The organism is Erwinia sorbitola, from assembly GCF_009738185.1.
GTDB lineage: Bacteria > Pseudomonadota > Gammaproteobacteria > Enterobacterales > Enterobacteriaceae > Erwinia > Erwinia sorbitola.
The window spans coordinates 2,752,707-2,778,785 of record NZ_CP046509.1; the positions used below are offsets into that span (position 1 = coordinate 2,752,707).

Here is a 26,079-nt window from a genome sequence, read left to right on the forward strand (position 1 = left end):
AATATGCAGGAATGCTGCACCGTATGGTGCAAAGGCATCTCCCTGATAATAACGGGTGATTAAGCCGGGCGCACTGAGAGTCTGCTGATATTCTTATTGTCAGCATCAGGAAAGCACCGTTCCCTGATATGCCTCACAGTGCGCCCCGCGCTTTACTGGCCACTGAGCACTCTGGCCGGATCGATACGGCTGGCGCGGCGTGCCGGATACCAGCTTGCCAGCAGACTCAGCAGCAGCGAGGTCACCAGCACAATAGCCACATCACGCCAGTGCAGCTCCGACGGCAGGAAATCAATAAAGTAGATATCCCCGGAGAGGAAATGATAGCCGGTCAGCGCTTCAATCCCGTGAATGATGGGTGTCAGATTAAGAGCAGCCAGCACGCCGACCACCACGCCGCTGACGCTCCCCACCAGCCCGGCCAGCAGGCCATACCAGATGAAAATAGCGCGGATCAGGCCATCTTTCGCTCCGAGAGTGCGCAGCACGGCAATATCGCTGCTTTTATCTTTTACTGCCATCACCAGGGTAGAGACAATATTGAAGCAGGCGACGCCGATAACCAGCACCATCGCCAGATACATAATGGCGCGGATCATCTGAATATCGCGGTACATATAGCCGTAAGTCCCCACCCAGCTGCGAATATAGACATAAGCGTTGGTGACTTCCCCCGCCTTGCGAACCAGGCTCACTGCATTGAAGGGGTCAGTCGCTTTGATGGCGATGCCGGTAACACTTTCTCCCATACCCAGCAGCTGCTGTGCATCGGCCAGCGGTACCAGGGCCAGGCTGTGATCGAGCATACCGCTCAATTTAAGAATGCCGGTGACCTGGAGACGTACCCGCTTCGGCTGTAACAGTTTATGCCCGGCGTCACTGTTCGGGATCATAATCGTCAGCCAGTCGCCCTGTTTTACCTTCAGGCTGGTGGCTACCCCCTGCCCCAGCAGGATCTGCTGTTTGCCCGCGCCAAAGCTCTGCCAGGCATCGCCCTGTACATAGGAAGGCAGCGCACTGAGCCGCCCCTCCTGCTGCGGATCAACACCTTTCACCTGAACCGCCTGGAGCTTGCTGCCGCTCTCGATCAGCCCGGTGAAGTTAATATAGGGTGCCGCTGCGGCAATGCCGGGGATCCGCTCCATCTTCGGTATCAGCCCCTGCCAGCCGGTAAAGGGCTGGTTGACCGGCTCTATTTCGCCATGGGGCACCACGGCCAGAATGCGATTATTCAGTTCGCGCTCAAAGCCATTCATGGCGCTCAGACCCACAATCAATACCGCCACGCCGAGCGCAATACCAACCGTTGAGATCACCGAAATCAGCGAGACCATGCCTCCGCGCCGACGGCCACGGCTGAAGCGCAGGCCGAGCAGAAGAGAGAGAGAACCCGCCATCAGAAGCTACCTGCCAGTTTGACTTGATCACTGAGCTGGCCGTCGCGCATTTCCATCTGACGCTGCATCCGTTTTGCCAGGTGAAGATCGTGGGTCACCACCAGAAATGCCGTGCCCTGGCGCTGGTTCAGTTCGTTAAGCAGGTCAAAGATGGCATCGGCGTTACGCGCATCGAGGTTACCGGTAGGCTCATCGGCCAGCACCAGGCGCGGGTTATTGACCAGCGCACGGGCGATAGCCACACGCTGACGCTCACCGCCGGATAGCTCTGAAGGACGGTGCGCCGCGCGGTGATCCAGGCCAACGGCCTTAAGCATATCGATAGCTCTCTTTTGAGCTTCTGCTTTGGCGGTCTGGCCAATCAGCAGCGGCATTGCTACGTTTTCCAGCGCGCTGAAGTCCGGCAACAGATGGTGGAACTGGTAGATAAAGCCCAGTTCGCGGTTACGCAGCCCGGCTTTTGCCCCTGAGGACATACTGTTCAGCGACTGGCCGTCGAACACCACCTCACCAGAGGTAGGCGTATCCAGCCCGCCCATCAGGTGCATCAGGGTACTTTTCCCCGAGCCGGAACTGCCGACAATCGCGACCATTTCGCCAGGCTGTACGCTGAAGGTAACGTTGCGCAGGACATCGGTCTGCACGCTGCCTTCCTGATAGCGTTTACACAGGTTGTCGCACTGCAACAGGATCTTGTTACTCATAACGTAAAGCCTCAGCGGGTTGAACGGCGGCCGCGCGCCAGGAAGGATAAAGCGTTGACAACAGAGCCACAACAATCGCCGTCAGGGTGATAGTGGCGACCTGAGTCAGGGAAATTTCAACCGGCAGCGCGGCACCATCAAGGAAGGCACCGATCACCGGCATCAGGTTATTCAGCTGGCTTGCCAGCAGTACGCCGAGCAGTGCGCCGATCAGCGCGCCAACAATGCCTGCCGTGGCGCCCTGCACCATAAATACGGCAACAATCTGGCGGCGGGTGAGGCCCTGGGTTTGCAGAATCGCCACTTCGCCCTGCTTCTCCATAATCAGCAGGCCAAGTGAGGTGACGATATTAAAGGCAGCCACGGCGACGATCAGACTAAGCAGCAGCCCCATCATATTTTTTTCCATTTTCACCGCCTGGAACAGCTCACCTTTGCGCTCGCGCCAGTCTTTCCATACCAGCCCTTGCGGCAGAGTCTGCTGGCTGACGCTGTCTACCTGTAACGGTTTTTCCAGCCACAGACGCCAGCCGGTAATATTGCCTGCCGGGTAGCGCATCAGGCGCGAGGCGTCCTGCTGGTTAACCAGAATCTGGTAACCATCGACATCACTATTGGAAGCAAAGGTGCCAATAATGGTAAACAGGCGCTGGCTGGGAATGCGCCCCATCGGGGTAAACTGGCTGGCGGAAGGCACCATCAGACGCACCTGATCGCCACTCTTCACGCCAAGCTGGCCTGCCAGCTGCTCACCGACAATCACATTGTACTGCCCTGATTGCAGCTGTTGCTGGCGCACGCTGATGAGGAATGGCGATAACGGGTCGGGTTCATCGGGATTAATACCCAGCATCACCCCCACGCCAACGCTGCGCGCGCTCTGCATCACGACCTCGCCGGTAGTCAGCGGAGTGATACGACTGATGCCGTTAAGATGCAGGCTGCTGGCAGGCTGCTGCTGTGGATTAATCGATCCGGCCTCGCTGGTAATCAATGCCTGCGGCATCAGGCCAAGCGTATTTTTTTCCAGCTCATGCTCAAGGCCATTCATTACCGACAGCACAGTCACCAGCGCCATCACACCCAGCGTAATTCCGATAGCGGAAAGCCAGGAAACAAACCGCCCGAAGCGGTCAGTACCACGCCCGCGCATATAGCGCAGACCAATAAATAAGGCGACAGGTTGATACATAACATCCGTCTTTCTAATGGCAGCCAACAATTGGCAAGGATAATAAAGGTTACTACCGCGTTATGGAACCACTAAGCCTCTGAGGCCGCACATTGTTTTGTTAATGTGCTGAAATGCTGTTAGCGCTTTCACCGGCAGCCCGTATCACGTTCGCCGCAGAATGCGCTGTTTTAACCCACACCGGCTAAGGTGATTACATTGAAGAGTTGGGTGGAATTAAGCCCGGTGATTGTCAGTGTGGCCACGGAGGGCAGATAGCGTCAGAGCCTGCCCGCCAATGTGATGATGTTCTTTTTATGATTCAGCTCAGTGAGTTAGCATAGCCAGGAATTTTCTCAAACAATCAGAAATAGCGTTTTTTTAATCGATCGCTGCTGCTTTTTGCGCTATATGTGGCATCACATAACGACTCTGTCCGGTAAAAGGTTAACAGTGCTAACGGATCAAGTAGCGTATGTGATAGTCAGGCGAACCTGATGCAATTTTGCTAATAACGAGACCAGGAATAGTCTCAATAAATTGCTTTAAGCCGGGTTGTCACGTATGTTGTGGGCGCGTCATTTTGTGCCAATCCTCTGTTGTCGATCTGCTCTATACCTTTAGCCAGCCAGAAACTCGAACGTTTCGAGAGTGACACGTTTTAACCGCCCTGAGCCTTAAGATGCCAAAAAATAAATATAATATTAACCAGGCCATCATCTTATTTGCCCTTGCCATGCTGCTGTCAACCATTGGCCTGGAATCACGCAATTTAGCCTCACTGTCACTCTTCTGGCCCAGCAATGCCATTTTGCTGGGGTTGCTGATCCGCTTTCCCGCGCTGGATAAACCCAGCACGCTGTTAATCCTCTTTCTGGGTATGTTCACGGCCGATATCCTTTATGGCACCCCGGTGGTGATTGCCATGGGGCTTGATGCCGCCAATATTCTGTTTATCGCTACTGGCCGCTGGGTATTACTGAGTAACCATTTTACGCGTGGACACTCCCGCCGCCTGCAGGCGCTGCTGCACGTCTTCCCTGCTTCTCTACTGGGTGCTGCGGTATGTGCGCTGGCCGGGGCGATTGTCAGCGAACACTACTTTGAAGATGAGCTTTTTCAGGCCTGGTTCTCGTGGTTCTCCGAACAGATGTCAACATCGATTCTGCTGCTGCCGCTGGTTATCAGCCTGCCGCGTCGTGATGAACTGGCCCAGCTGGCGAGCGCACTGCGCGAAAGTACCGTGCTGCCGATTCTGGCACTGGTGCTGACCACTATCACCGGAATCTGGGTGGGCGGTGGCGGCAGTCTGATCTATCCGCTACCGGCACTGTTGTGGTGTGCCATCAGCTATCCGCTGTTTATTACCTGTTTCCTGACGCTGATAACCGGTATCAGCGAGATCATTCTGGTGGCAGGTAACGTGCTCAATATTCAGGGAAAGGACGATCTTTTCCGCATCGACAGCCTCTCATCTGCCCGTCTCGGGGTGGCGGCGATGCTGATCAGTCCGCTGATTGTTGCTCTGAGCACCGCCTCAAATAAAAAACTGGTGGCGCGCATCACTAAACGAGCCGACTACGACTTCCTGACCGGGGCGCTGACACGTAGCGGGCTGGCTTCGAAACTTGAGTCGCTGGTTACCCCACGTCACCGCCCTAAGGGATTTTTTGGCGCAGTTTTTGTGATTGATATCGATCGTTTCAAGAATATTAATGATACCTACGGCCATGCCAGCGGCGATTATGTGCTGGCAAAAACGGTGGAGTGCATTCGCCAGGGATTGCAGCAGTCGGCGCTGGTGTGCAGGATGGGCGGAGAGGAATTTCTGGTCATAATAGAGGGAATTTCGCAGCCGCGCGCGTTTCTGTTAGCCAATCGCCTGCGGCACAGCATTGAGGAGAACGTCATCATGCTTGACGGTAATAATCTCAGCGTCACCGCCAGTATTGGTATCAGCGCGCTGAATATTAATAACGTTAACAGCCTGGATGAGTCAATTACCCGGGCCGATGAGCAGCTCTATATTGCTAAAAGCAGTGGGCGAAATCAGGTTCGCCCGGAGTTTGTTCTGTAGCGGGCCAGGCAGCCTGACCCGTACTTACCGCATATTCAGTTATGCCTGGGCTTCGTTTTCGATGCGGTTCGCTTCGATTTCAAAATCCTGGATGGCGGTTTCCAGCTCATCCAAAAGGCCGCCTTGCTGAGTCAGTAACTGATTAATTTTCTCTGCAAAGCCCGCGTCTTTGTGCTCCCCCTGATCGAACGCCAGCCACTGTGCTGACAGTGTTTCAGTATTACTCTGAGCGTAATGGCGCATTTCTTTTAGCTGCGAAGTCACGTCACGTAAGTGGTCAGTCTGCGTTTTGCTTTCGTTGTCACTCATGGATCTTTCCTTTCATCGTTAAAAGAAGCCTACCCCTTTTGTGACCGGGTGAGGCAGTGAAAGTTCATAACCATTTTTTAACAATACGCCAAACGACAAAAAAAAGGCCGGGTTTCCCCGGCCTTAAGCTGTTAATCAGTAATACGCAATTTTACGATCGGTGCCGTTTACGTTAACGGTAATATAACCGACGGGTGTGGTGGTGGTTGGCGCTGCCGCTACCGCAGTGGCTACCGTCAGTACCCCCTTCTCATTCGCCCCGATCCCCGCCAGCCCGTTGTGCATGCTCATGCGTGCCGCCGGAGAAACCGTGCCAATGGTGGTGAGGTCGGTCACTTCGCTCAGATCCGGGGTAAACAGCGAACACTCCCCCGACTCAAAGCGCGTCGGTCCCGTTGATTTCAGGTTAAACATTGTGTCGCCGCTGGCGGCTTTCAGTTTGACCCAAATCTCGGAGGTGGTAGTGCCGATGCGGTTAAATTTGATATCCAGCACCGCCGGTGAGCCGTGGTGACGAATATCGCCATAAATTGCCGTGGCACAGCGCGAAATTGCAAGGTAACTGGTGCCTGAAGAGATAGCGCTTACCGGGCTTCCTGCGGTGCCGCTTACCGCATCAGTGGTTGCCTTACCAATCATCTCTATCATCCACTGCTGGTTATCCTTTGGCATAAATACCTTGCCCAGTTTGTACCACTTATCACTGGTCGAGGTATTGGTGATTTTATACCCGCTATACCATCCGGCGCGCATGGTGCCGGTCATCTGAGTACCGAAGCTTTCATCGCGCCGCCAGCCGGTTTCATAGCCGGAAAGCCAGCGACCTGCGGCATTGTTCAGGCTGACCACCCCCCCTGATTGCAGGTTAAGCTGGCGAACCTGTACCCGGGCATTGTCCATATTGAACGGGTTAGCGCAGTCTTCCAGGCTGAGAGCATCCACCAGCCACTGCCCGTTGCTGAGATCGCCAGGACAGCGGGTGTGCTCTATCCACACGTTACGCATCACCCCCTGCGTTACACGCGGCATCTTCAGCGTGGCATCGCCGTATCCGCTCTGGAAGTTCGCATTCGACAGCTCAATGGCCGTTGAGTGATCCCAGACGCCGTCTACGGTATCCGACCAGCCCACATCAAATACCCGTGCATAGGTATTAATCGAATAGATCTGGTCAAATTTAGTATCAAGAGTATCCAGCAGCTTGACCGCCGTCCCGCCGTTGTTCTGTACGCGGAAGCAGGTGATCAACACGGTTTGCCCCGCGACCATAATATTTTCAAAGAACGGCTGCTGGTTGGTACACATCTCGGCGGTGATCGCGCTGGTATTCGCAGTGATATCCGCCGAAGCCTGACCATTCCAGCAGATGCCCTTGATCACCGTGCGCCGGGCATTCACCTTAAATACCGGGTTAACCGACTTATCAGAAACGATAGTGGTACGCGGCATCCCACCCTGTGGATTATCATCGCCGTAAAGGTAGAAAAACGGGATTTCGCTGGCGGAGAGATCAATCGGGTTGATCAGGAATTTACCGCCGGGGAAGCGCACCCCGAGATTCCTGCTGCTGGTATTCACATTCTGCGCCCAGGTAAGCATCTGTTTAAACGCGCCGCTGTCGTCGGTCACGCCGTCGCCTTTACCGCCAAAGTGATAGATGTTCAGCTCATCCTGACTGTTCACTACACGCTTCCAGAAAAAGCCTGTGCCAACGGCGTAGGTACCGCTGTCATCCACCGGCAGGGCCGTGGTAATAAAACCGACAAAGGTACCGCCACCACGGAAGGTAGAATCCTTATCGTAATAGCGTTTCAACAGGGCAATATCACCCGCTTTTGTCGGAGCCGTGGTACGTAATTCAGCAAAAGAGTTAACTTCAATCATAATAGCCTCCGGGCAGCATGCAGAGTTAAGCCGCCTGATTCAGGATAATTTAAGGGGTTGGAGTGAGATTAATTAAACAACAAGCTGCGTTACACCTCCTTATTTGTGAGGCTTACTTATTTTTACTGTTGCACAGCGATACCCAGAGATCGTTATGAGCATTAATTTGCCTGACGGTTCTGATATCCATTAACTGTGCGTCCTGACCGTGGGTATAAATAGGGGAAAATAACGTACAGGAGGAATCGGTTATTAATTCACTTGCTATCATCGGTGTTGAATTCGGACTGCTGCAACTTACTACGAGCGTCAGCATCATTAAGTACAATATTGGACGTTTGCACACGTTTTGCCTCCTCACTATTATCCGCCTGTTTATTGGCCACCGCTTCTATTTGCGCGGCGCTTTTTTTCGCTTCAGCTACCTGGGCCCGCGCGCGCTGCTGGCTTTTGCCCACCTGTTTACCGCCAAACCACGTGCCGATAAACGCCCCGACAACGGCCGCGATGGCCAGCAGGCCCTGCCAGCTGCCACCAATTAATGAAAGTAACAGACTCATACCTTACCTCCGTCCGCTGCAATTTTCTGATTACAAAGGTTTTTTTGCCGGATAAATTGCGCTATCACGGCCATCGCCACCATAAAAGCGCCAATAAACGCAAGGAAGTTATGCGGCAGACAGGACTTAATATCCTCCGGGAGCACCCCCCATGCATTCAGAGCAGAGTCCGGAAACGACTGCACCCATGCACTCAGCATCGATCCAATGGAAGCCAGCCATACCGACCAGGTTTTAAACAGCAAACGGGCATGAGATACCACGGTCATCCGCCCATAATGCACCAGCAGCCAGATTGCCAGTGATGTTGCAGCAACCAGCAGAATAAACAGGGTAAATTTCACAGGACCTCCTGATATCGGGTATAGGTTCCGCTTCGCATTACGTCGGCATGGCGCCGGGCACGCTGCGGCGTTTGCTGCGCCCACAGGCTGTTGAGCATGGCATCCGCCGCCGCGTTAAAATCCCCTGCAGCTATCTTCATAAGCGCGTTTTTAAAAGCAGAAAGCCCGTCAACACCCAGCTGATAAGCCATGCTGTACAACACATCGGTACGCGGCGTATTACATCGGCGCAGCGCCGCCAGGATCGCCTGATGACGCGACATCTCATCAATTTTGCGATTCAGTATCATCTGCATCCAGACGCTTCCGACGTTAGACGGAAGAGTGAATATATAATTTTCCAGCGCCGCTCCCTTTGGGCCGATTTTAATTCCACAGCCAATAGTCGGATATCCTTCGGTATCCAGATAGGGGTCTTCTTTATAACCTTCCTCAAACATTAAGATTTGAATAACCTTACTCATACTCCACCTCGCTTACCGGCATTAAAAAAGGTTGCTAATGCAACCCTTACAGTTAAATCGTTCTAAAAGTATCTGCCCCCGGCTCAGGAAATAACTCTTCCGCCAGGGGTGGTTTGAAAAAAGTGGATATTGGTAGTCTGGATCAGAAATTGCGTACGCAACAAAAGAAAGGGAAAATAAATTTAATCGTGCTGCATATAACTTTCGTTCAAGGGGGTTATTATTCCGGAAGTTCACATTCCAGCTCGCACTCCAGCGCGCTTAATACACCACTGACAAATCCTTCGGCTGTCTGAATTTGTTTCCGGATAGTGCCATCGGCGCAACGACGACGACGGGCAATTGAACGCAGTGAGATTTGATAGAGGTAATGTGCAACCAGAATGTCGTGCTGTTCTTTATTAACCTTCACCAGCCGACTGATACAGCTGTCCAGGATCAAACCATCATGATCGCTACAGTTCAGCCGCATCATGCTATGGGCGCCGACCAGCCCCCGAAAGCCTGCTGCAACTGAAGAGTAACCTAACCCATATTCACCGCTTGCTGCCCATCCGCCCCATCGCTCAAGTAGGATTTTGATATCTCTCATCTTGTGCTCCTCTCTCTCCGTTATGTACGGCGTGATAACGCAACTTCTCAGCACGTCTCGGTTACTGCTGCTAATTTCAAAACGGTATCACTGCCTGCGGCGATCGCCAGGGGACAGCGATCGGACATATTTAAGAGGCGGCCATCTGCCACCGAAAAGATTGAGCCAGCGATTAGGCTGGACAGCCAGATTGATAAAGAGCGGTAGAAAATACTGCACCACACAACGGGTGAGGCTGCGATAGCCAGCTAACAAGGGTGTACTCTATCGCGTTAAAACTGGCCCTGATTTCAGCTTACAAATCCTGCCGGTTAGCACCATACTGAACACAACCGGTTTTTTCCCTGCCAAAGCATAAAACACGCCCTGCTATGTAAATCACTTGCCATACCAATACTTATAGGTATAGAAGCTAGCATGTAAATAGCAAATAGTATTACAAAAAATAATAGCAAAGCGTGTTTGACGAAAAATACTCATCGCTATAAATTCTGGTATATGAAACCTAATACACTCGCCTGGCGGCTGAACATGGCTATGACCATGATGGGAATTACACAGGGTGCTTTGGCAAAGGCATCGGGCGTCTCACAGCCAACGATATGGCGGCTGACTAAGGGTGAAGCTGAGGGGTCACGTAAGCTGGTAGATATCGCAAGAGCGCTGGATATTAACGTGGAATGGCTGGCAAATGGTACCGGAGAGATGCGCGGCACCCCGCTTTCAGGCACCGCTGATAAAGTTAAAAGTGGTACGACTGTTCCTCTCTGGGATGCCAGTGGAAAAACCAGCGAACACGTCAGCGTTCCCACCGGGGTGAAGGCTAAAAAGAGCTGGCGTGCCTACACTCTCGACCGTAACAGCGGCTGCGCGGAAGCCACGGCAGGAAGCATCGTTATTATCGACACTGATGTGCCAGTAGAATCTGGAGATTTAGTCATAGCACTGATGAATTCACGCATCTCCGTTTATCGCTATCTGGAGGGGCCCTCCAATGGTTTCTTAACCGTGGATGACCCGCGGCTTCCGGCCGTTGAACTCTCCGATGAAGTCCGTCTGATTGGCGTAGCTATCTTCCTGATCCGCGACTTAAGGCGGTAATCACTCACATCCTGCTCCGGCAGGATTGTCTCCTCGTAGTGACCGCCAGACACCCTGAACAACACAGATACCATCAGTATTTCCTCGCGGTAAACCATCAAAGCCCTCACTTTATGAGCCTGACAGTGTTCATCTATCGATATAACTGAATAGATTAGTAAACCTTTTGGCATCCTAACCACTAAACTGACAATTAATGACAATTAAATATTAAAAATCAATCATTTCAATAAAATACGCCAATAGCCCTGGTTATTTAATTCATAACCATTGATATTAATAATAACTATAGCTATCGTTTTTACAGGCGCAAAGCATCAGCAGCGCTTAGGGGAGATTACCCGCATAGAATCGTGAGAATTTGAGAGCCGTCACCTGCACCGGAGGTCTGTATGACAACGATAATTTGGAAAACTGCGGCGCCATTCGGTACCTGTCGCAGCCGTTATAAAGCGCGACGTGCCGCAGCCGTGGCTGAACGCCAGCGCGAGAAAAGATTGATACGCACAATCGGCGCTCTGCTTGATGAGGAGCAGAGAATGGGGATAAGCCAGAAAATGCGAGACACGTTTACTGACGGGCATCGTTGCCCACAATGTGGTTTACCTGTGCCTGGCCGTCGTCCAGCCTGCTCTTTTTGCTCCGCATCTGCTCAGTCACCCTCTGACAGATAAAAAAAAGGCCGCACGGATGCGGCCTGATTGGTTTAGCGATCGGAGTCGCTTTCGTCGTCGTCTGCAAGTAAAGACTTAATAAACGTTCGCTGTGCGGGTGTTAACACCCAATCATCAAGATCGACAGTAAGCGTTTGGGCACTGTCGGTGCTAACCGCCGGAGGATCTTCGCCAGGAACCGCCTGCCCATCGACGGATGGCTTATTTCTGTCTTTATCCATAAGTTCTGATGAAGGAACCTCAGCAAGAAGCCGCGCCAGCCACCATGCAGCCGAATCGGCATATCAGGTTCCGTGCGTTATCCCACTCGATCCTTTCAGTCTCCGTTTAAGGTTATCCAGGTTCATTTTAGGATTTTTCAGACTGGTGATAAGTGAATTATTCTGATGTGTGAATCAGCGCAACGATCAGGATGATTTTCAGGTATACGTTGCAGGCGAAATGAGAGCGCGCGGGAGTAAGCAGCAAAGCCTCTTATGCCAGGGCAAAGATAATCATATACCCCTGCCCCATCCACCTGAGCTGTCACTGATTGCAGACCCGGAGAATACCCTTGACGGAAGTTCTCAGCGATTTAATAGACGGCATCTTCCAGCACCTGGTGGATCACGGCTGAAAGCTGATTAATTTCGAATTTCGCCACATAACCATTAGCCCCGACTTTACGCACATGGTCTTCGTTGGCACTACCAGACAGTGACGAGTGGATTACCACCGGCAGAGCTTTCAGATTATGATCGTTTTTGATGTTACGCGTCAGCGTAAAGCCATCCATCTCTGGCATTTCCAGATCGGTTAACACCAGCGCGATTTTGTCGTGGATAGAGACCCCTTCCTGCTGCGTTTCGAGGTACAGCGTTTTGATGCGTTCCCAGGCTTCAAGCCCGGTGGTATACATTTCCGCTGGAATTCCCATCGCTTTCAGACCCTGTTGCAGCATCTGACGGGCTACTTTTGAATCTTCCGCCACAATTGCGACTGCGCCGGGTTTAAATTTGAAGGTCTTAACCTTGATATCGCCCTCTTTCACTTCGCGAACAGAAGGGATGACATCATGCAGGATCTGCTCAACATCCAGCACCATTGCCATGGTGTTGTTGTTATCAAGACAGGCAATGCTGGTAATATTACGGGTGCTGACGCCTGACTCCGCCGCATGTACCTGGCTCCAGTCCAGACGTACGATATCGTCGACTGACTCAACTGCAAACGCCTGGGTGCTGCGTGCGTACTCAGTTACCAGTAACAGGTTCAGGCCAGTAGCGGGAATGCAGCCCGCAACAGCAGGAAGATCGATCACCGGAATTAACTGCCCGCGAATATTCGCCATGCCCAGCAGCGGTGACTTCATCCCCGCCGCACGGGTAATTGTGGTCATTGGCACAATTTCACGCAGTTTGAACACATTGATACCGAACAATTCAGGCTTGTCGTCCTGATGAGCAGACCCCAGGCGGAATAACAAAAGTTCGAACTTGTTCGATAATGCGAGATTCGCTCTCTCATCGATCTCTTTTTGAAAGTTATCCATGTCTACCTCAAGGTTATTTTTTCGTTGTTGTCAGCCGGCGCGGTAAAACAACACGCGCTCAGGGTCGCTGTTGAAAGTTATCGGCAGTGACGAAGAAAAATACAGAAAAGATTTGCAGGATATGTGAGCCAGGCTGGGAAAAAGAGATGAGGAGCATACCCCTTCCGGCGCTTATCTCCGGCACTCAACGGTGTTAGCTCTGTGAGGGGCGTAAAGAATCATACGCCTGAACAATATTCCCAACAAGTTAAATGGTATTAAGTATCATTCTCATATGGTTATTATCATGTAATTGCCATCCTGCCACCAGTGCGTCTGCGGGCCTGGAGCCATAATCCTGGCTGTCGATGGCGGCTGTAACACCACCGGCGTTAACCGGACAACGGCAGCATCCAGCATAGCTAATCTGTTAGTAAGGATAATCTCATACCACACTGCACAGCTGATGCTTACCGACTTTAAGCAAACTAATCATTTTTACTCTCTTCTCGATTAATTTAATTTTTGATAACATCCTGACACATCGGGCCGTGGACTAACGCTCTGACAAGTCTAACTCCCTGTAACCCAGACCTCTGCCGCTGAAGAGCCACGTACCGGACTCATTCAATTTCGAAGGTGATGGACAGTTTAAAAGGAGAAAAACCCCCTTCTCACCGGAGAATAAAAGGTTGGATGAGCCAAGAATGGATAAGCAAACAAGGGATTACTACATTGATAATGTGCGTGGTCTGGCTACAGTTTCGGTAATCTTTATTCATACTGTTTTCTGGAGTGGTGCCTTCTACGTCCCGGACTTTATGAGAAATATTTCTCTGTTTTTTGACGTGCCGGTTTTCTTCCTGCTGACGGGTTTCGTTTTCAAGGCGACGGGGAAAAAAGATGCGATTCAGCAATCATTAAAAATCGTGATGTATTTCACTTTATTTGTCATTGCCATGAATGCCATAACATTGAACCTGAATACCGATCAGGTTATACAGGCCATCACCATGACCTCCGCTACCATCCCGGCATTCCCTGTTGTTGGTGGTTCATATTGGTTCGTGCCTATGTATGTAGCATCGGTGATTATCAGCCAGGCATTATTGCAATATTCAGAAAAGATGTCTGTTATATTAATTCCGCTAGCGCTGTTGTACTATCTTTTTTCCTATATTACTCATAGCACGATAGATTATCAGATGCTCGGCGTCAGCGCTAATTCACTGCTGTTTTATGTCACGCTTATTATCGCCGGATACCATCTTTATAATTTTAAGGGTAAAAAGGTGTGGCTGCTTATAGCAACAGTGTTTATCCTGGTATTTTTCATACTCTACAAAACAAACCCGGATGCAGTTAACTTACAGAAATTCAAGCTTAACCTTTCCCTGCCATACGTTCTGGCTTCGCTAATATCAGTGTGCGTAATTTTTTCAGGGATATTTACCAGCAAAAAAACACCTTTATCATGGATCGGACAAAGAGCAATATTCTTCTATATGGCACAAGGAATCGGCGCATCGCTGTTATATCAAGTGGTACATATTATAAAAATGCCGTGGCCAGCTAAATTACTGATGATGTTTGCCCTTAACCTTTCACTCACGCTGATAATTGGTGTCATCTTCTATTATCTGGTCAATAAAAGCGCCCTGTTGCTTACCAGAAGAGCATAGACTGCCTGTGCGGCTGTGAACCAGATACGTAGGGGCGAGGCATGCCTCGCCTAACGTCTAAGCTGCCTGTGCGGCAGTGAACATTCATCAACCAATAACTGACCTTCATCATCGCTTCTAAGCTGCCTGTGCGGCAGTGAACCTTTCATTTGCTTCACGTCACCAGACATCATTCTTCTAAGCTGCCTGTGCGGCAGTGAACAACTGATCCAGAGGTGATTAAAATGCCTCTGTTCTTCTAAGCTGCCTGTGCGGCAGTGAACCCGATCCCAGCCGCAATCCTTCACTCTGAAGTACTTCTAAGCTGCCTGTGCGGCAGTGAACAAAGATTTTCGCAGGTGGGTGTTAGACATCCTCTTCTAAGCTGCCTGTGCGGCAGTGAACTTTGCTCGCATTGTTGTAGTAGCACAGCCGGCCTTCTAAGCTGCCTGTGCGGCAGTGAACCCCCGTTCAGTCCGACTACCACGCCATGTTCACTTCTAAGCTGCCTGTGCGGCAGTGAACTGATGGCCGCATCTGCACCCATGCGACAACGTCTTCTAAGCTGCCTGTGCGGCAGTGAACGCCACATCAGGCCTCTTCCACACTCCCATCCCCTTCTAAGCTGCCTGTGCGGCAGTGAACATGGTGTGGTATTTGCCGTGCTTTTGCTATCACTTCTAAGCTGCCTGTGCGGCAGTGAACGTAAAGATGCTGGACTTGATGAGCATGGTCGGCTTCTAAGCTGCCTGTGCGGCAGTGAACAAAACACTTCATCACGCGCATTCATTTTACCACTTCTAAGCTGCCTGTGCGGCAGTGAACTCGCGCGCGCGATTCGCAACCTCATCCGCTCACTTCTAAGCTGCCTGTGCGGCAGTGAACTGCGATTTTCGACGATCTTGACTTGCGGACGTCTTCTAAGCTGCCTGTGCGGCAGTGAACAACTGTCTTTCCCTACAGCAGGTTCGGCGACACTTCTAAGCTGCCTGTGCGGCAGTGAACCTGCTGCAACCTGAATGGCAGCAGGAACCAGACTTCTAAGCTGCCTGTGCGGCAGTGAACGGCATCCTGCTCGATGGCTCCCGATTCACGCACTTCTAAGCTGCCTGTGCGGCAGTGAACCTCTGGGCAATCCCATTGCATCAAGTATTACTCTTCTAAGCTGCCTGTGCGGCAGTGAACGGATCAGGCTGTGCGCCCAGCTTCATTTCACTCTTCTAAGCTGCCTGTGCGGCAGTGAACGTTATCACTGAGTTGCTTACCTGCCGCCCAGCCTTCTAAGCTGCCTGTGCGGCAGTGAACTTTGCGTTGTGGTGCCGCCATTGGTGCCAGGCCTTCTAAGCTGCCTGTGCGGCAGTGAACTTGCTGCCGGACAAGAACCATTAAAAGCTGTACTTCTAAGCTGCCTGTGCGGCAGTGAACTACCCTTGCCTGCAAACTGTTGAGCCATCTCTCTTCTAAGCTGCCTGTGCGGCAGTGAACTTTATCCGTCGGGTTTCTTACCAGATTTACGCCTTCTAAGCTGCCTGTGCGGCAGTGAACAACGAAATCACGATGAAACTTTTTGCGACGAACTTCTAAGCTGCCTGTGCGGCAGTGAACCGACTCAAGCAGTATCACACCCGCCTGCACCTCTTCTAAGCTGCCTGTGCGGCAGTGAACGTTCGATTGCCAGCACCACCGATACCGCTGGACTTCTAAGCTGCCTGTGCGGCAGTGAACGGAAGGTGACGGTGCAACACTGATTTTCAATTCTTCTAAGCTGCCTGTGCGGCAGTGAACCGTTATCTTACCGCGCTAACCCGTTTACTTCCTTAGCTTTTTACCTTATTTCCTCGTCCAGACCCTCTTTTTAACCATTATCAAAATAATGATAATAATCAATCAGATAAAAACATGCTAAAAAAGAGGGTCTGAATAATGGTGGCGGGCTGGCCTGATTAAACGCCAGCATCACCATGATTGTTTCTCGCTTGCCAACCTCGGGCGCAGGAAGAGTGGACAACAAGGAGACGTTATGGAAAACGGTTTTACTATTGCAATGGCCCCCGCCCAGCTGGCTGCGGTAATGGCGAATGAATCGGTACTTACTCATCGTATCTGGGGCAGCGTGGGATTCCTCGGCAGCGTGCTGGAGCTGGCCAGCGCCACGGCTCTTTGCCTGGTGCCCGAACCTACCGGCGTCACCAAGGCCGGATGTATCATTGTCGGCGCACACAGCCTCGACGGGATCAGCGCTTCTGCCTATCAGATCTATTCCGGCAAGCCCACCGCCTCAATGACGGCACGTGCCACGGCAGGCATCGCAACAGAACTTGGGGCGGAAAAGTCAACCGCTGAACAGATGGGTATCGCTGTTGATCTGGCGATCCCGTTCTCTGTCGCTGGCGCGGCACGGGTGGCATCAGTCAGGATGGGTCAGGTTAAGCTGATACATCATGAGGCTGTGAAGGGAATCAGAGGTGGCGGGCATACCATAAAAAAACACGCAGGTATAAGTGAGGCTGAATTAAAGAGAAAAATTCAGAGAGGTCTGCAATCAGGTACTCTTAACCCTGTTTCCGGTAGCGCGAGTTCGTTTTATAATATAAAGGTTGCTGAACAGGCGCTAAGTAAAGCAATTCAGGCCAGGCGGAAAGAGATCAGAACATGGGCAAAAAGGACTGCTGCGGATCGAAAGGGATTATACCTTGAACTCCATTATACCCATAGCAGCCCGGTAGGCAGCGTTATCAAAGTGCGCTCAGGAAAGCGGGTTGAAACTAATAAGCTGGAATTTGTGCTTTATAAAAAACAATATAATAATCGTCCATATTATATTCTTACCGCATTTCCTGTTCTGGATTAGACCCAATGAAAAAATACGAATCGATGAGACTTTTTTTCAAAATATTCTTTGGTCAGGATGCCGAAGTATGGGGTGAGACTTACCAGGAGATTATTGATGCATACGTTGTTTTTCAGGATGGCGTTGATGAGCAACTTATTGTTGAAGTCGATGATTTTTTAGCCTGCTATCCTGATAACAGTTCAGCGAAGCCCGCCCTGGAAAAATTCTGCGGCGGCATGTCCTATCTCCGCCCTTCCCCGGTGGAGTTTCTCATCTGGCTTTCTGCATACCTTAAGCAGAAGCGTGAAGCGCAGTAACAACGCCCTCACTCCTGAATTGAAACTCAAAAGCTGGGCGCCCACAAGTAAGGGTTTTACCGCCCATAGATCGTAGATCTCTTCTAAGCTGCCTGTGCGGCAGTGAACAACACCCCTGCGGGGCGTTGGCCGTGGAAACTCTTCTAAGCTGCCTGTGCGGCAGTGAACTGGCCGTTTGGCACGCCGCGCGTCTGCACGGCCTTCTAAGCTGCCTGTGCGGCAGTGAACGAAAGAATGATGTGAGCGCGATGGTTTCATCGCTTCTAAGCTGCCTGTGCGGCAGTGAACGTTTTTGGTGCTTTCGATGAAACATTACAGCACTTCTAAGCTGCCTGTGCAGCAGTGAACTCGACCCACGCAACGCCCTTCGCGACGTTAGTCTTCTAAGCTGCCTGTGCGGCAGTGAACGCTGGCGGCCTTCGGCGCAGCTAATAGCGAGTCTTCTAAGCTGCCTGTGCGGCAGTGAACGGCGATTTCGCGCAAAGGGGTGTTGTGAGTAACTTCTAAGCTGCCTGTGCGGCAGTGAACTACCGCTGACAGCTCGGCAGAAGCCAGGAACACTTCTAAGCTGCCTGTGCGGCAGTGAACAGCACATGCACGTAAGCGAACCAGCCCTGCCCCTTCTAAGCTGCCTGTGCGGCAGTGAACTTGGCGACATCGTTCACAACTGGCTTAATCACCTTCTAAGCTGCCTGTGCGGCAGTGAACATGCCCCGTCTGCTCCACAGAATACATCCCCTCTTCTAAGCTGCCTGTGCGGCAGTGAACTCCTCAGCGCGGAAACGGGGAAGCGCGTATCGCTTCTAAGCTGCCTGTGCGGCAGTGAACTCGATGCCGACATGCTGAACGTTGTATTTGAACTTCTAAGCTGCCTGTGCGGCAGTGAACGAGTAGCACCGGTGCCAATATTGAGCGATGACCTTCTAAGCTGCCTGTGCGGCAGTGAACCCTACCTGCCGTCAGCTTTCCTGACCACGTTGCTTCTAAGCTGCCTGTGCGGCAGTGAACCGTTATCTTACCTCGCTAACCCGTTTACTTCCTTAGCTTTTTACCTTATTTCCTCGTCCAGACCCTCTTTTTAACCATTATAAAAATAGTGATAATAATCAAACAGATAAAAACATGCTAAAAAAGAGGGTCTGAATAACACTGAGGCTCGCATGGCGGCGTCTTTTACCCGCGCGGGGGGGGGGCATAAACCGGCAGCAGACCTTAAGCACCAGCTGGCAGCTACCCCCGCGGAACTTCGCCAGCCAAACCAGACACTCTGGTATCAGCGAGTCACACTGTTTTCGGGAGATATATTGCTTCTTACGCAAAAAATGTATCTGAACTACACCTGCATATTCATAATTTCGCTATAGGCGCTGACCAGCTTGTTGCGCACCTGAATCCCCATCTGCATCGACACGCTGGACTTCTGCATATCAACCATCACGTCATTCAGTGAAACGCCCTCTTTACCCATCTGGAAATCCTGCGCCTGAGCACGGGATTCCGTCTGCGTTTCGCTGATCTTGTTCAGCGCGGCTTTTAACTCTGCACCGAAATCTGCATGTGAAGTATTGTCTGCACTCTTACCACCAGCTGCCTGCATTGCTGTGGTTTGCAGCGCCTGCATCACACTCTCAATACCCTGAATAGCCATGTTTTCTCCCGGACGAACGATGTAGTGATTACGATTGCTGACAAACTTAACACAATGTCAATAAGACAAAGCCCCTAAATAGCAGCATAAATCCCACCTTATCCAGCCATCGAATTTCTCGTTTAAGAAAATAATGGCACTCCATTGAGGTGGAATTTTTTTAAGCCAGCGCATCAGGGAGTCAGTTTTGTTACGACACTACACGCAACAGTCCGGTCAACTGTCAGGCAGGAACGAGTCATGAATGCAACTGTTACGCAGGATAATCCTGAGAAGAAAGGTTTGAATGACCTGTTCGCTCGCCTACGCGCTAACCCCCGCATCCCAATTATCGTGGCGGCGGCAGCCGTGGTTGCCATCGTAATCGCGATGGTTCTGTGGGCAAAGCAGCCAGATTACCGCGTCCTATATAATAATCTCAGCAATGAGGACGGCGGAGCTATCGTCACGCAGCTGACCCAGATGAACGTACCGTATAAGTTCGACGATCAGGGTGGTGCGCTGTTGGTTCCCGCTGCACAGGTGCATGAGCTGCGCCTGCGCCTCGCTTCACAGGGTTTACCGAAAGGTGGCGCTGTGGGGTTCGAGCTGCTGGATAAAGAGAAGTTCGGCATCAGCCAGTTCAGCGAGCAGGTGAACTACCAGCGTGCGCTGGAAGGTGAGCTGGCCCGCACCATCGAAACACTCGGCCCGGTTAAGGGTGCACGGGTGCATCTGGCAATGCCAAAACCTACCCTGTTCGTCCGTGAGCAGAAATCACCGTCCGCCTCTGTCACCCTGGCATTGCAGCCAGGTCGTGCGCTGGATGAAGGCCAGATCAACGCCGTTGTCCATATGGTCTCCAGCAGCGTTGCCGGGATGCCACCGGGTAACGTCACCGTGGTTGACCAGGCCGGCCGGCTGCTGACTCAGAATGATCCAACCGGGCGCGACCTCAATGACACCCAGTTGAAATATGCCAGCGATGTTGAAGCACGCTTCCAGCAGCGCATCGAAGCTATTCTTGGCCCGATCGTGGGTAACGGCAACGTCCATGCTCAGGTGACCGCGCAGATCGACTTTAATGCTCGTGAGCAGACCGACGAGCAGTACAAACCAAACAGCAGCCCTGACCAGCAGGCCATTCGCTCCCGCCAGACCAGCGACAGTGAGCAACTGGGTGGTCAGTATCCGGGCGGCGTTCCGGGTGCCCTGTCGAATCAACCGGCACCGGCAAATGCAGGCCCGATTACCACCCCGAATGCTAACGGTGCAGCTGGCGCAACTGGTGCTAACGCGAATAACGGCCAGGCCGCTAATAACGCAGCAACCAATGCAGCAACGTCAACGGCGCAAAAACCCGTACCGTCTAACACCCGCAGCGATAACACCACTAACTATGAAGTGAACCGCACCATCCTGCATACCAAGATGAATGTCGGTGAAGTACAGCGTCTGTCCGTGGCGGTGGTGGTTAACTACCGTACTGACGCAGCAGGTAAACCAATTGCGTTAAATGATGCACAGCTTAAGCAGATTGAAAACCTGACACGTGAAGCGATGGGCTTCTCAGAGCAGCGCGGTGACAGCCTGAACGTAGTCAACTCGCCGTTCACGGAAAACAGTGACCTCGGTGACGAACTGCCGTTCTGGAAACAACCGGCATTTATCGAGCAGATGTTTGAAGCGGGTCGCTGGTTACTGGTGCTGATTGTGGCCTTTATCCTCTACCGCAAACTGATTCGTCCTCAGCTGCGCCGGAAGGCAGAGCAGGAAAAAGCAGCTATCGAAGCGGCCTCTCTCGCTGCGGCACGCAATGCTGATGATGATGAGTCAGGTATCTCCGTCAAACTGTCGAAAGATGAGCTTGATCAGGAACGTAAATCTCAGCACCGCATGAGTGCTGAGGTAATGAGCCAGCGTATTCGTGAGATGTCAGAAAATGACCCACGCGTAGTGGCTCTGGTTATTCGCCAGTGGATGAAGGAAGAGCTATGAGTCTCACCGGTACTGAAAAAAGCGCCATTCTGATGATGACAATTGGCGAAGATCGCGCAGCCGAGGTGTTCAAACACCTCGACTCCCGCGAGGTGCAGCATCTCAGCTCTGCCATCTCTAATATGCGTCAGGTTTCGCATAAGCAGCTGACGGATGTACTGCGCGAATTCGAAGTTGATGCGGAGCAGTTCGCGGCTCTGAGTCTCAACTCCAACGACTACCTGCGCTCCGTGTTGATCAAAGCGCTGGGCGAAGAGAAAGCATCTACCCTGCTGGAAGATATTCTCGAAACGCGCGAAACCACCTCCGGGATGGATACGCTCAACTTTATGGAACCTCAGGCGGCTGCCGATCTGATCCGCGACGAACATCCGCAGATTATCGCCACCATCCTGGTGCACCTGAAACGCGGCCAGGCGGCAGATATTCTGGCGCAATTCGACGAACGCCTGCGTCACGATGTGATGCTGCGTATTGCTACCTTCGGCGGCGTACAGCCAGCCGCGCTGGCGGAACTGACCGAGGTGCTCAACGGCCTGCTGGATGGTCAGAACCTCAAGCGTGCGAAGATGGGTGGTGTTCGTACGGCGGCGGAGATTATCAACCTGATGAAAACTCAGCAGGAAGAAGCGGTTATCGAAGCGGTACGCGAGTTCGACGGCGAACTGGCACAGAAAATTATCGACGAAATGTTCCTGTTCGAAAACCTCGTCGAAGTGGACGACCGCAGCATCCAGCGCCTGTTGCAGGAAGTGGAGTCCGAATCGCTGCTGGTGGCTCTGAAAGGTTCCGAACAGCCGCTGCGCGAGAAGTTCCTGCGCAATATGTCCCAGCGTGCTGCCGATATCCTGCGCGACGACCTCGCCAACCGTGGCCCGATGCGTATGTCTGCGGTGGAAACCGAACAGAAAGCGATCCTGCTGGTTGTTCGTCGTCTGGCCGAAACCGGCGAGATGGTAATTGGTGGTGGCGAGGAAACTTATGTCTGATAACACGTCCCTGGCCTGGCAACGCTGGCAGCCTAACGATCTGGCGCGCCTCGATCGCCCGCTAATCGAAGAGCTGGTATTGCCTGAAGCAACAGAAGAACCCATTGACCAGCATCAGTTCCAGTTAGAGCAGCTGCAGGCGCAGGTACGTAACGAGGCTCAGGGCCTGGGCTATGCGGAAGGACAGAAGCGCGGATTTGCGGAAGGACAGAAATCGGGTTATGACGCTGGTTTTCAGCAGGGTCTGGCCGAAGCACAGCAGCAGCAGGCACCGTTACAGGCACGTATGCAGCAGCTGGTTTCTGAATTCCATCATTCGCTGGAAGCGCTGGACAGCGTGATCGCCGCCCGCCTGATGCAGCTGGCACTGGAAGCTGCGCGCCAGGTGATCGGCCAGGCTCCGCACGTCGACGGCACCGCCCTGCTGCGTCAGATTCAGGGCATGTTACAGCAGGAACCTATGTTCAGCGGCAAGCCCACGCTGCGCGTACATCCGGACGATTTGCCACGTGTGGACACCACGCTGGGCGCGACCCTCAGTCTGCACGGCTGGCGTCTGCTGGGTGACAGCACTATCCATCCTGGTGGCTGCAAAGTCAGCGCTGAAGATGGCGATCTGGATGCCAGCATCGCTACCCGCTGGCATGAACTGTGCCGCCTGGCTGCACCGGGAGAATTGTAATGACCACTCGCCTGTCGCGCTGGCTTGGCGCACTCGACAATTTCGAACAACGTCTGGCACAGGTGCCGGACGTACGTCGTTATGGTCGTCTGATCCGCGCCACCGGATTGGTACTCGAAGCCACCGGATTACAGCTGCCACTCGGAGCAACCTGCGTTATCGAACGTCATGACAGCCAGGGCGTCAGCGAGGTGGAAAGCGAAGTGGTGGGATTTAACGGCCAGAAGCTGCTGCTGATGCCGCTGGAAGAAGTCGAAGGTGTTCTGCCCGGCGCGCGCGTATATGCACGTATCGCCGGTGATAAGCAGAACAGCGGCAAACAGATGATGCTGGGGCCGGAGCTGTTGGGGCGCGTACTCGATGGCAGCGGTCGTCCGCTTGACGGACTGCCAACACCAGAGACTGGCTATCGCGCACCGCTGAATACCCCGCCATTCAACCCGTTACAGCGTACCCCGATCACCGATGTGCTGGACACCGGCGTGCGGGCGATTAACGCCCTGCTCACCGTCGGGCGCGGCCAGCGTATGGGCCTGTTTGCAGGCTCCGGCGTTGGTAAAAGTGTGCTGTTAGGCATGATGGCCCGCTATACCAAGGCCGACGTCATTGTTGTTGGTCTGATTGGTGAGCGCGGTCGCGAAGTTAAAGACTTTATTGAGAATATACTGGGTACAGAAGGTCGTGCGCGCTCAGTGGTCATCGCCGCTCCGGCGGATGTGTCTCCTCTGCTGCGTATGCAGGGCGCATCTTACGCCACGCGTATTGCCGAAGATTTTCGTGACCGTGGTCAGCACGTACTGCTGATTATGGATTCCCTGACACGCTACGCCATGGCCCAGCGCGAAATCGCCCTTGCCATTGGTGAACCACCAGCGACCAAAGGCTATCCGCCTTCCGTATTTGCCAAACTACCGGCGCTGGTCGAGCGTGCAGGTAACGGCATTGACGGCGGCGGCTCCATCACCGCTTTCTATACCGTTCTGACCGAAGGGGATGACCAGCAGGATCCGATCGCTGACTCAGCGCGCGCCATCCTTGATGGGCATATTGTGCTCTCACGCCGCCTGGCGGAATCCGGACACTATCCGGCCATTGATATAGAAGCCTCGATCAGCCGCGTTATGGCGCACCTGATTGATGAGACCCACTATGCACGTGTGCGCCAGTTTAAACAGCTGCTGTCGAGCTATCAGCGTAACCGCGATTTGGTGAGCGTAGGTGCATACGCAGCAGGAACCGATCCGACGCTGGATAAAGCCATCAAGCTCTACCCTGAGCTGGAAGCCTTCCTGCAACAGGGGATGTTTGAGCGCAGTACATTTGACGATGCCAGCCTGCATTTACAGGCGATTTTTGGTTAATTTTCACTGACGTCGTATCGCGCTTTGCCGCGTGATACAGCCTGACTGGAGGGCTTATGACAAAGACAGCCTCAGCTATCGACACGCTGCGCGACCTGGCGCACAAAGATGTGGAAAAAGCCGCCATTCAGTTGGGCGACGTGCGTCGTGCGCAAAAACAGGCCGATGAGCAGCTCACGATGCTGCTCAACTATCAGGACGAATATCGCAAGAATCTCAACACCACCATGAGCGAAGGGATAGCCAGCACCCGCTGGTACAACTATCACCAGTTTATTCAGACGCTGGAAAAGGCGATTGAACAGCATCGTCAGCAGCTGATGCACTGGAACACGCGTGTGGAAAATGCACTGCGCCTGTGGCGCGACAAACAACAGCGGCTGCACGCTTACGAAACACTTCAGTCACGTGCGCTGGCTACCGCTCTATTACAAGAAAACCGTCTCGATCAGAAACGGATGGATGAATATGCCCAACGGGCATCATTGAGGAAAGGCGAATGATAACCTTACCAACGGCGACCACTGCCACTACCGGCGCTGCTAAAATCAGCACTACAGGTACAGGCAGCGATACTACATTTGACAGCACCGGCACCGAATCACTGACAGGTGGAGAGGTCTCACAGCAGGGTTTTCTGACTCTGTTAGGTAACCGTCTGTTGTCACTGGCCCAGCAGGGTGGCGCTGGCGTAACGGCAGGTAATGCCGACGTGGCAACCAATGATGCCGACGGCAAAGCGGGCAAAAATGTGGGAATCAGCGACCTGATGGCGGCGCTGGATAAACCGGAAGCGTTAACTGCCCTGCTCCATCCGCAGCAGGGTGGCGCAGAAATTAAAGAAGATAAAGCGACGGACGATAAAGAGACCCCCGCCGTGACGCTCAGTGACAGCGATCTCCAGGCGCTGCAGGCGCTGTATGCGATGCTGCCGAATAACGCCGCTGTTCCTGCCGCTAATAACGCCGCAAAAGGCAGCGATCTGCTGAACAACGGGCTGAGTAAAAGTGATAAACAGTCCACGCTGAATGCGCTGAGTGCCGCGCTGGGCAAAGTCACCGCGGAAGACGGAGATGAAACTGGCTCGCAGTCGAAAAACAGCGACAGTCCTCTGCTGGTTTCTGTTGGGGCGAAATCTTCTGATGGTGCTGGCGCTGGAAAAGCCTCAACAAATCCAGCGGCTTCCACTATCGACCCGGCTTTTCAGCAGGTTATGAGCAACGTCAGTAAAGATATCGACAAAGAAAATTCAAGTTCTGCCCCTAACGCGACGATAACTAATAATGTGATCAGTACTGCGTCTTCATTACTTACCCCGACATCAACCTCGACGGTAAGTGCACCGGCAACACCACTGCTGAATTCTCAGCTGGGGAGTCCGGAGTGGCAGCAGGCACTGGGACAACAGATCCTGATGTTCAGCCGCAACGGGCAGCATACCGCCGAGTTGCATCTGCATCCGCAGGACCTGGGCAGTATTCAGATCAGCCTGAAACTGGATAATGACCAGGCCCAGCTGAGTATGGTGTCGAACCAAAGTCAGGTCAGGGCAGCACTTGAGGCAGCAATTCCTCAGCTGCGCGCCTCACTGGCCGAAAGCGGCATCAATCTGGGTCAAAGTAATGTCAGTAGCGATGCGTTCCAGCAGGGTCAATCCTTTAATGGCCAGCAGGAACAGCAGCGCAATAACAACGGAAGCCCGTTTAGTCTCGCTACAGAAAATGACAGTGATGTGATGCCACTTGCCGTACCTGCCGCCCTGCAGGCGCGCGCAGCCGGCTCCAGTGCTGTTGATATTTTCGCCTGACGGCAACAAACGCGTAA

Annotated in this window: 22 protein-coding genes and 2 CRISPR repeat arrays; of the genes, 11 read left to right on the forward strand and 11 right to left on the reverse strand. The window is 52.7% G+C overall.

The features are described from left to right. Positions 1-152: 152 nt before the first annotated feature. From lolE to lolC, 3 genes are read right to left on the reverse strand one after another with little or no spacing between them, the layout of a single operon-like run. Positions 153-1,397, reverse strand: a complete 1,245-nt coding sequence (gene lolE, locus GN242_RS12335; RefSeq protein ID WP_154750816.1) for a lipoprotein-releasing ABC transporter permease subunit LolE — start codon at positions 1,395-1,397, stop codon at positions 153-155. Beyond that, a complete protein-coding gene (gene lolD / locus GN242_RS12340) occupies positions 1,397-2,101 on the reverse strand; it encodes a lipoprotein-releasing ABC transporter ATP-binding protein LolD (protein ID WP_154750815.1) in 705 nt (234 codons plus the stop codon). The genes lolE and lolD overlap by 1 nt, the downstream gene beginning before the upstream one ends. Further along, the gene (gene lolC / locus GN242_RS12345; protein ID WP_154750814.1) at positions 2,094-3,293 is read right to left on the reverse strand and encodes a lipoprotein-releasing ABC transporter permease subunit LolC; all 1,200 of its coding nucleotides are present in this window, start codon (positions 3,291-3,293) and stop codon (positions 2,094-2,096) included. The genes lolD and lolC overlap by 8 nt, the downstream gene beginning before the upstream one ends. Before the next feature lie 661 nt (positions 3,294-3,954). Between lolC and GN242_RS12350 the strand changes: the two genes are divergently transcribed. Further along, entirely contained in the window at positions 3,955-5,349 is a 1,395-nt protein-coding gene (locus GN242_RS12350; protein WP_156287573.1) for a GGDEF domain-containing protein, read from the forward strand. Positions 5,350-5,388: 39 nt separating this feature from the next. Here GN242_RS12350 and GN242_RS12355 read toward each other — a convergent pair whose 3' ends face one another. From GN242_RS12355 to GN242_RS12380, 6 genes are all read right to left on the reverse strand, one after another. Next, positions 5,389-5,658, reverse strand: a complete 270-nt coding sequence (locus tag GN242_RS12355; protein WP_154750812.1) for a hypothetical protein — start codon at positions 5,656-5,658, stop codon at positions 5,389-5,391. 135 nt (positions 5,659-5,793) lie between these two features. Beyond that, positions 5,794-7,542, reverse strand: coding sequence for a putative phage tail protein (locus GN242_RS12360; RefSeq protein WP_156287574.1), 1,749 nt, complete (start codon positions 7,540-7,542; stop codon positions 5,794-5,796). 257 nt (positions 7,543-7,799) lie between these two features. Further along, positions 7,800-8,102, reverse strand: a complete 303-nt coding sequence (locus tag GN242_RS12365) for a hypothetical protein (RefSeq protein WP_154750810.1) — start codon at positions 8,100-8,102, stop codon at positions 7,800-7,802. After that, on the reverse strand, positions 8,099-8,422 hold the full coding sequence (locus GN242_RS12370) for a DUF7940 domain-containing protein (RefSeq protein WP_230320648.1): 324 nt from the start codon (positions 8,420-8,422) through the stop codon (positions 8,099-8,101). The genes GN242_RS12365 and GN242_RS12370 overlap by 4 nt, the downstream gene beginning before the upstream one ends. Positions 8,423-8,442: 20 nt before the next feature. After that, positions 8,443-8,910: a glycoside hydrolase family protein gene (locus GN242_RS12375; protein ID WP_154750809.1), complete on the reverse strand. Its 468-nt coding sequence runs from the start codon at positions 8,908-8,910 to the stop codon at positions 8,443-8,445. Between the two features lie 220 nt (positions 8,911-9,130). Next, entirely contained in the window at positions 9,131-9,502 is a 372-nt protein-coding gene (locus GN242_RS12380) for an antiterminator Q family protein (RefSeq protein ID WP_156287576.1), read from the reverse strand. Between the two features lie 531 nt (positions 9,503-10,033). On the opposite strand from GN242_RS12380, the gene GN242_RS12385 reads away from it, so the two are divergent. Further along, on the forward strand, positions 10,034-10,603 hold the full coding sequence (locus GN242_RS12385) for a helix-turn-helix domain-containing protein (protein ID WP_309547393.1): 570 nt from the start codon (positions 10,034-10,036) through the stop codon (positions 10,601-10,603). A gap of 1,248 nt (positions 10,604-11,851) precedes the next feature. On the opposite strand, the gene GN242_RS12390 is transcribed toward GN242_RS12385, so the two are convergent. Beyond that, positions 11,852-12,808, reverse strand: a complete 957-nt coding sequence (locus GN242_RS12390) for a chemotaxis protein (RefSeq protein WP_154750807.1) — start codon at positions 12,806-12,808, stop codon at positions 11,852-11,854. A 686-nt stretch (positions 12,809-13,494) separates the two neighbouring features. Between GN242_RS12390 and GN242_RS21930 the strand changes: the two genes are divergently transcribed. From GN242_RS21930 to GN242_RS12405, 3 genes are all read left to right on the forward strand, one after another. Then, positions 13,495-14,469: an acyltransferase family protein gene (locus GN242_RS21930; protein WP_445224730.1), complete on the forward strand. Its 975-nt coding sequence runs from the start codon at positions 13,495-13,497 to the stop codon at positions 14,467-14,469. A gap of 54 nt (positions 14,470-14,523) precedes the next feature. Then, positions 14,524-16,233: a CRISPR direct-repeat array (repeat unit 28 nt; unit sequence CTTCTAAGCTGCCTGTGCGGCAGTGAAC). A gap of 235 nt (positions 16,234-16,468) precedes the next feature. After that, positions 16,469-17,299, forward strand: a complete 831-nt coding sequence (locus GN242_RS12400) for an RNase A-like domain-containing protein (RefSeq protein WP_156287577.1) — start codon at positions 16,469-16,471, stop codon at positions 17,297-17,299. A 5-nt stretch (positions 17,300-17,304) separates the two neighbouring features. After that, positions 17,305-17,598, forward strand: coding sequence for a contact-dependent growth inhibition system immunity protein (locus GN242_RS12405; protein WP_156287578.1), 294 nt, complete (start codon positions 17,305-17,307; stop codon positions 17,596-17,598). Positions 17,599-17,678: 80 nt separating this feature from the next. Then, positions 17,679-18,606: a CRISPR direct-repeat array (repeat unit 28 nt; unit sequence CTTCTAAGCTGCCTGTGCGGCAGTGAAC). 325 nt (positions 18,607-18,931) lie between these two features. Here the strand turns inward: GN242_RS12405 and fliE are convergent. Then, complete coding sequence (gene fliE, locus GN242_RS12410) at positions 18,932-19,246, reverse strand: flagellar hook-basal body complex protein FliE (RefSeq protein WP_156287579.1); 315 nt, start codon at positions 19,244-19,246, stop codon at positions 18,932-18,934. A gap of 240 nt (positions 19,247-19,486) precedes the next feature. Here fliE and fliF point away from each other — a divergent pair, with 240 nt between their 5' ends. From fliF to GN242_RS12440, 6 genes are read left to right on the forward strand one after another with little or no spacing between them, the layout of a single operon-like run. Further along, a complete protein-coding gene (gene fliF, locus GN242_RS12415; RefSeq protein ID WP_156287580.1) occupies positions 19,487-21,223 on the forward strand; it encodes a flagellar basal-body MS-ring/collar protein FliF in 1,737 nt (578 codons plus the stop codon). After that, a complete protein-coding gene (gene fliG / locus GN242_RS12420; RefSeq protein WP_156287581.1) occupies positions 21,220-22,212 on the forward strand; it encodes a flagellar motor switch protein FliG in 993 nt (330 codons plus the stop codon). Before fliF ends, fliG begins: the two co-directional genes overlap by 4 nt. Then, the gene (gene fliH, locus GN242_RS12425; RefSeq protein ID WP_156287582.1) at positions 22,205-22,894 is read left to right on the forward strand and encodes a flagellar assembly protein FliH; all 690 of its coding nucleotides are present in this window, start codon (positions 22,205-22,207) and stop codon (positions 22,892-22,894) included. The genes fliG and fliH overlap by 8 nt, the downstream gene beginning before the upstream one ends. Continuing rightward, positions 22,894-24,255, forward strand: coding sequence for a flagellar protein export ATPase FliI (fliI, locus tag GN242_RS12430; protein WP_156287583.1), 1,362 nt, complete (start codon positions 22,894-22,896; stop codon positions 24,253-24,255). The genes fliH and fliI overlap by 1 nt, the downstream gene beginning before the upstream one ends. 56 nt (positions 24,256-24,311) lie before the next feature. Next, positions 24,312-24,758, forward strand: a complete 447-nt coding sequence (fliJ, locus tag GN242_RS12435; protein ID WP_154750799.1) for a flagellar export protein FliJ — start codon at positions 24,312-24,314, stop codon at positions 24,756-24,758. After that, positions 24,755-26,062: a flagellar hook-length control protein FliK gene (locus GN242_RS12440; RefSeq protein ID WP_156287584.1), complete on the forward strand. Its 1,308-nt coding sequence runs from the start codon at positions 24,755-24,757 to the stop codon at positions 26,060-26,062. The genes fliJ and GN242_RS12440 overlap by 4 nt, the downstream gene beginning before the upstream one ends. The last annotated feature ends 17 nt before the right edge of the window (positions 26,063-26,079 follow it).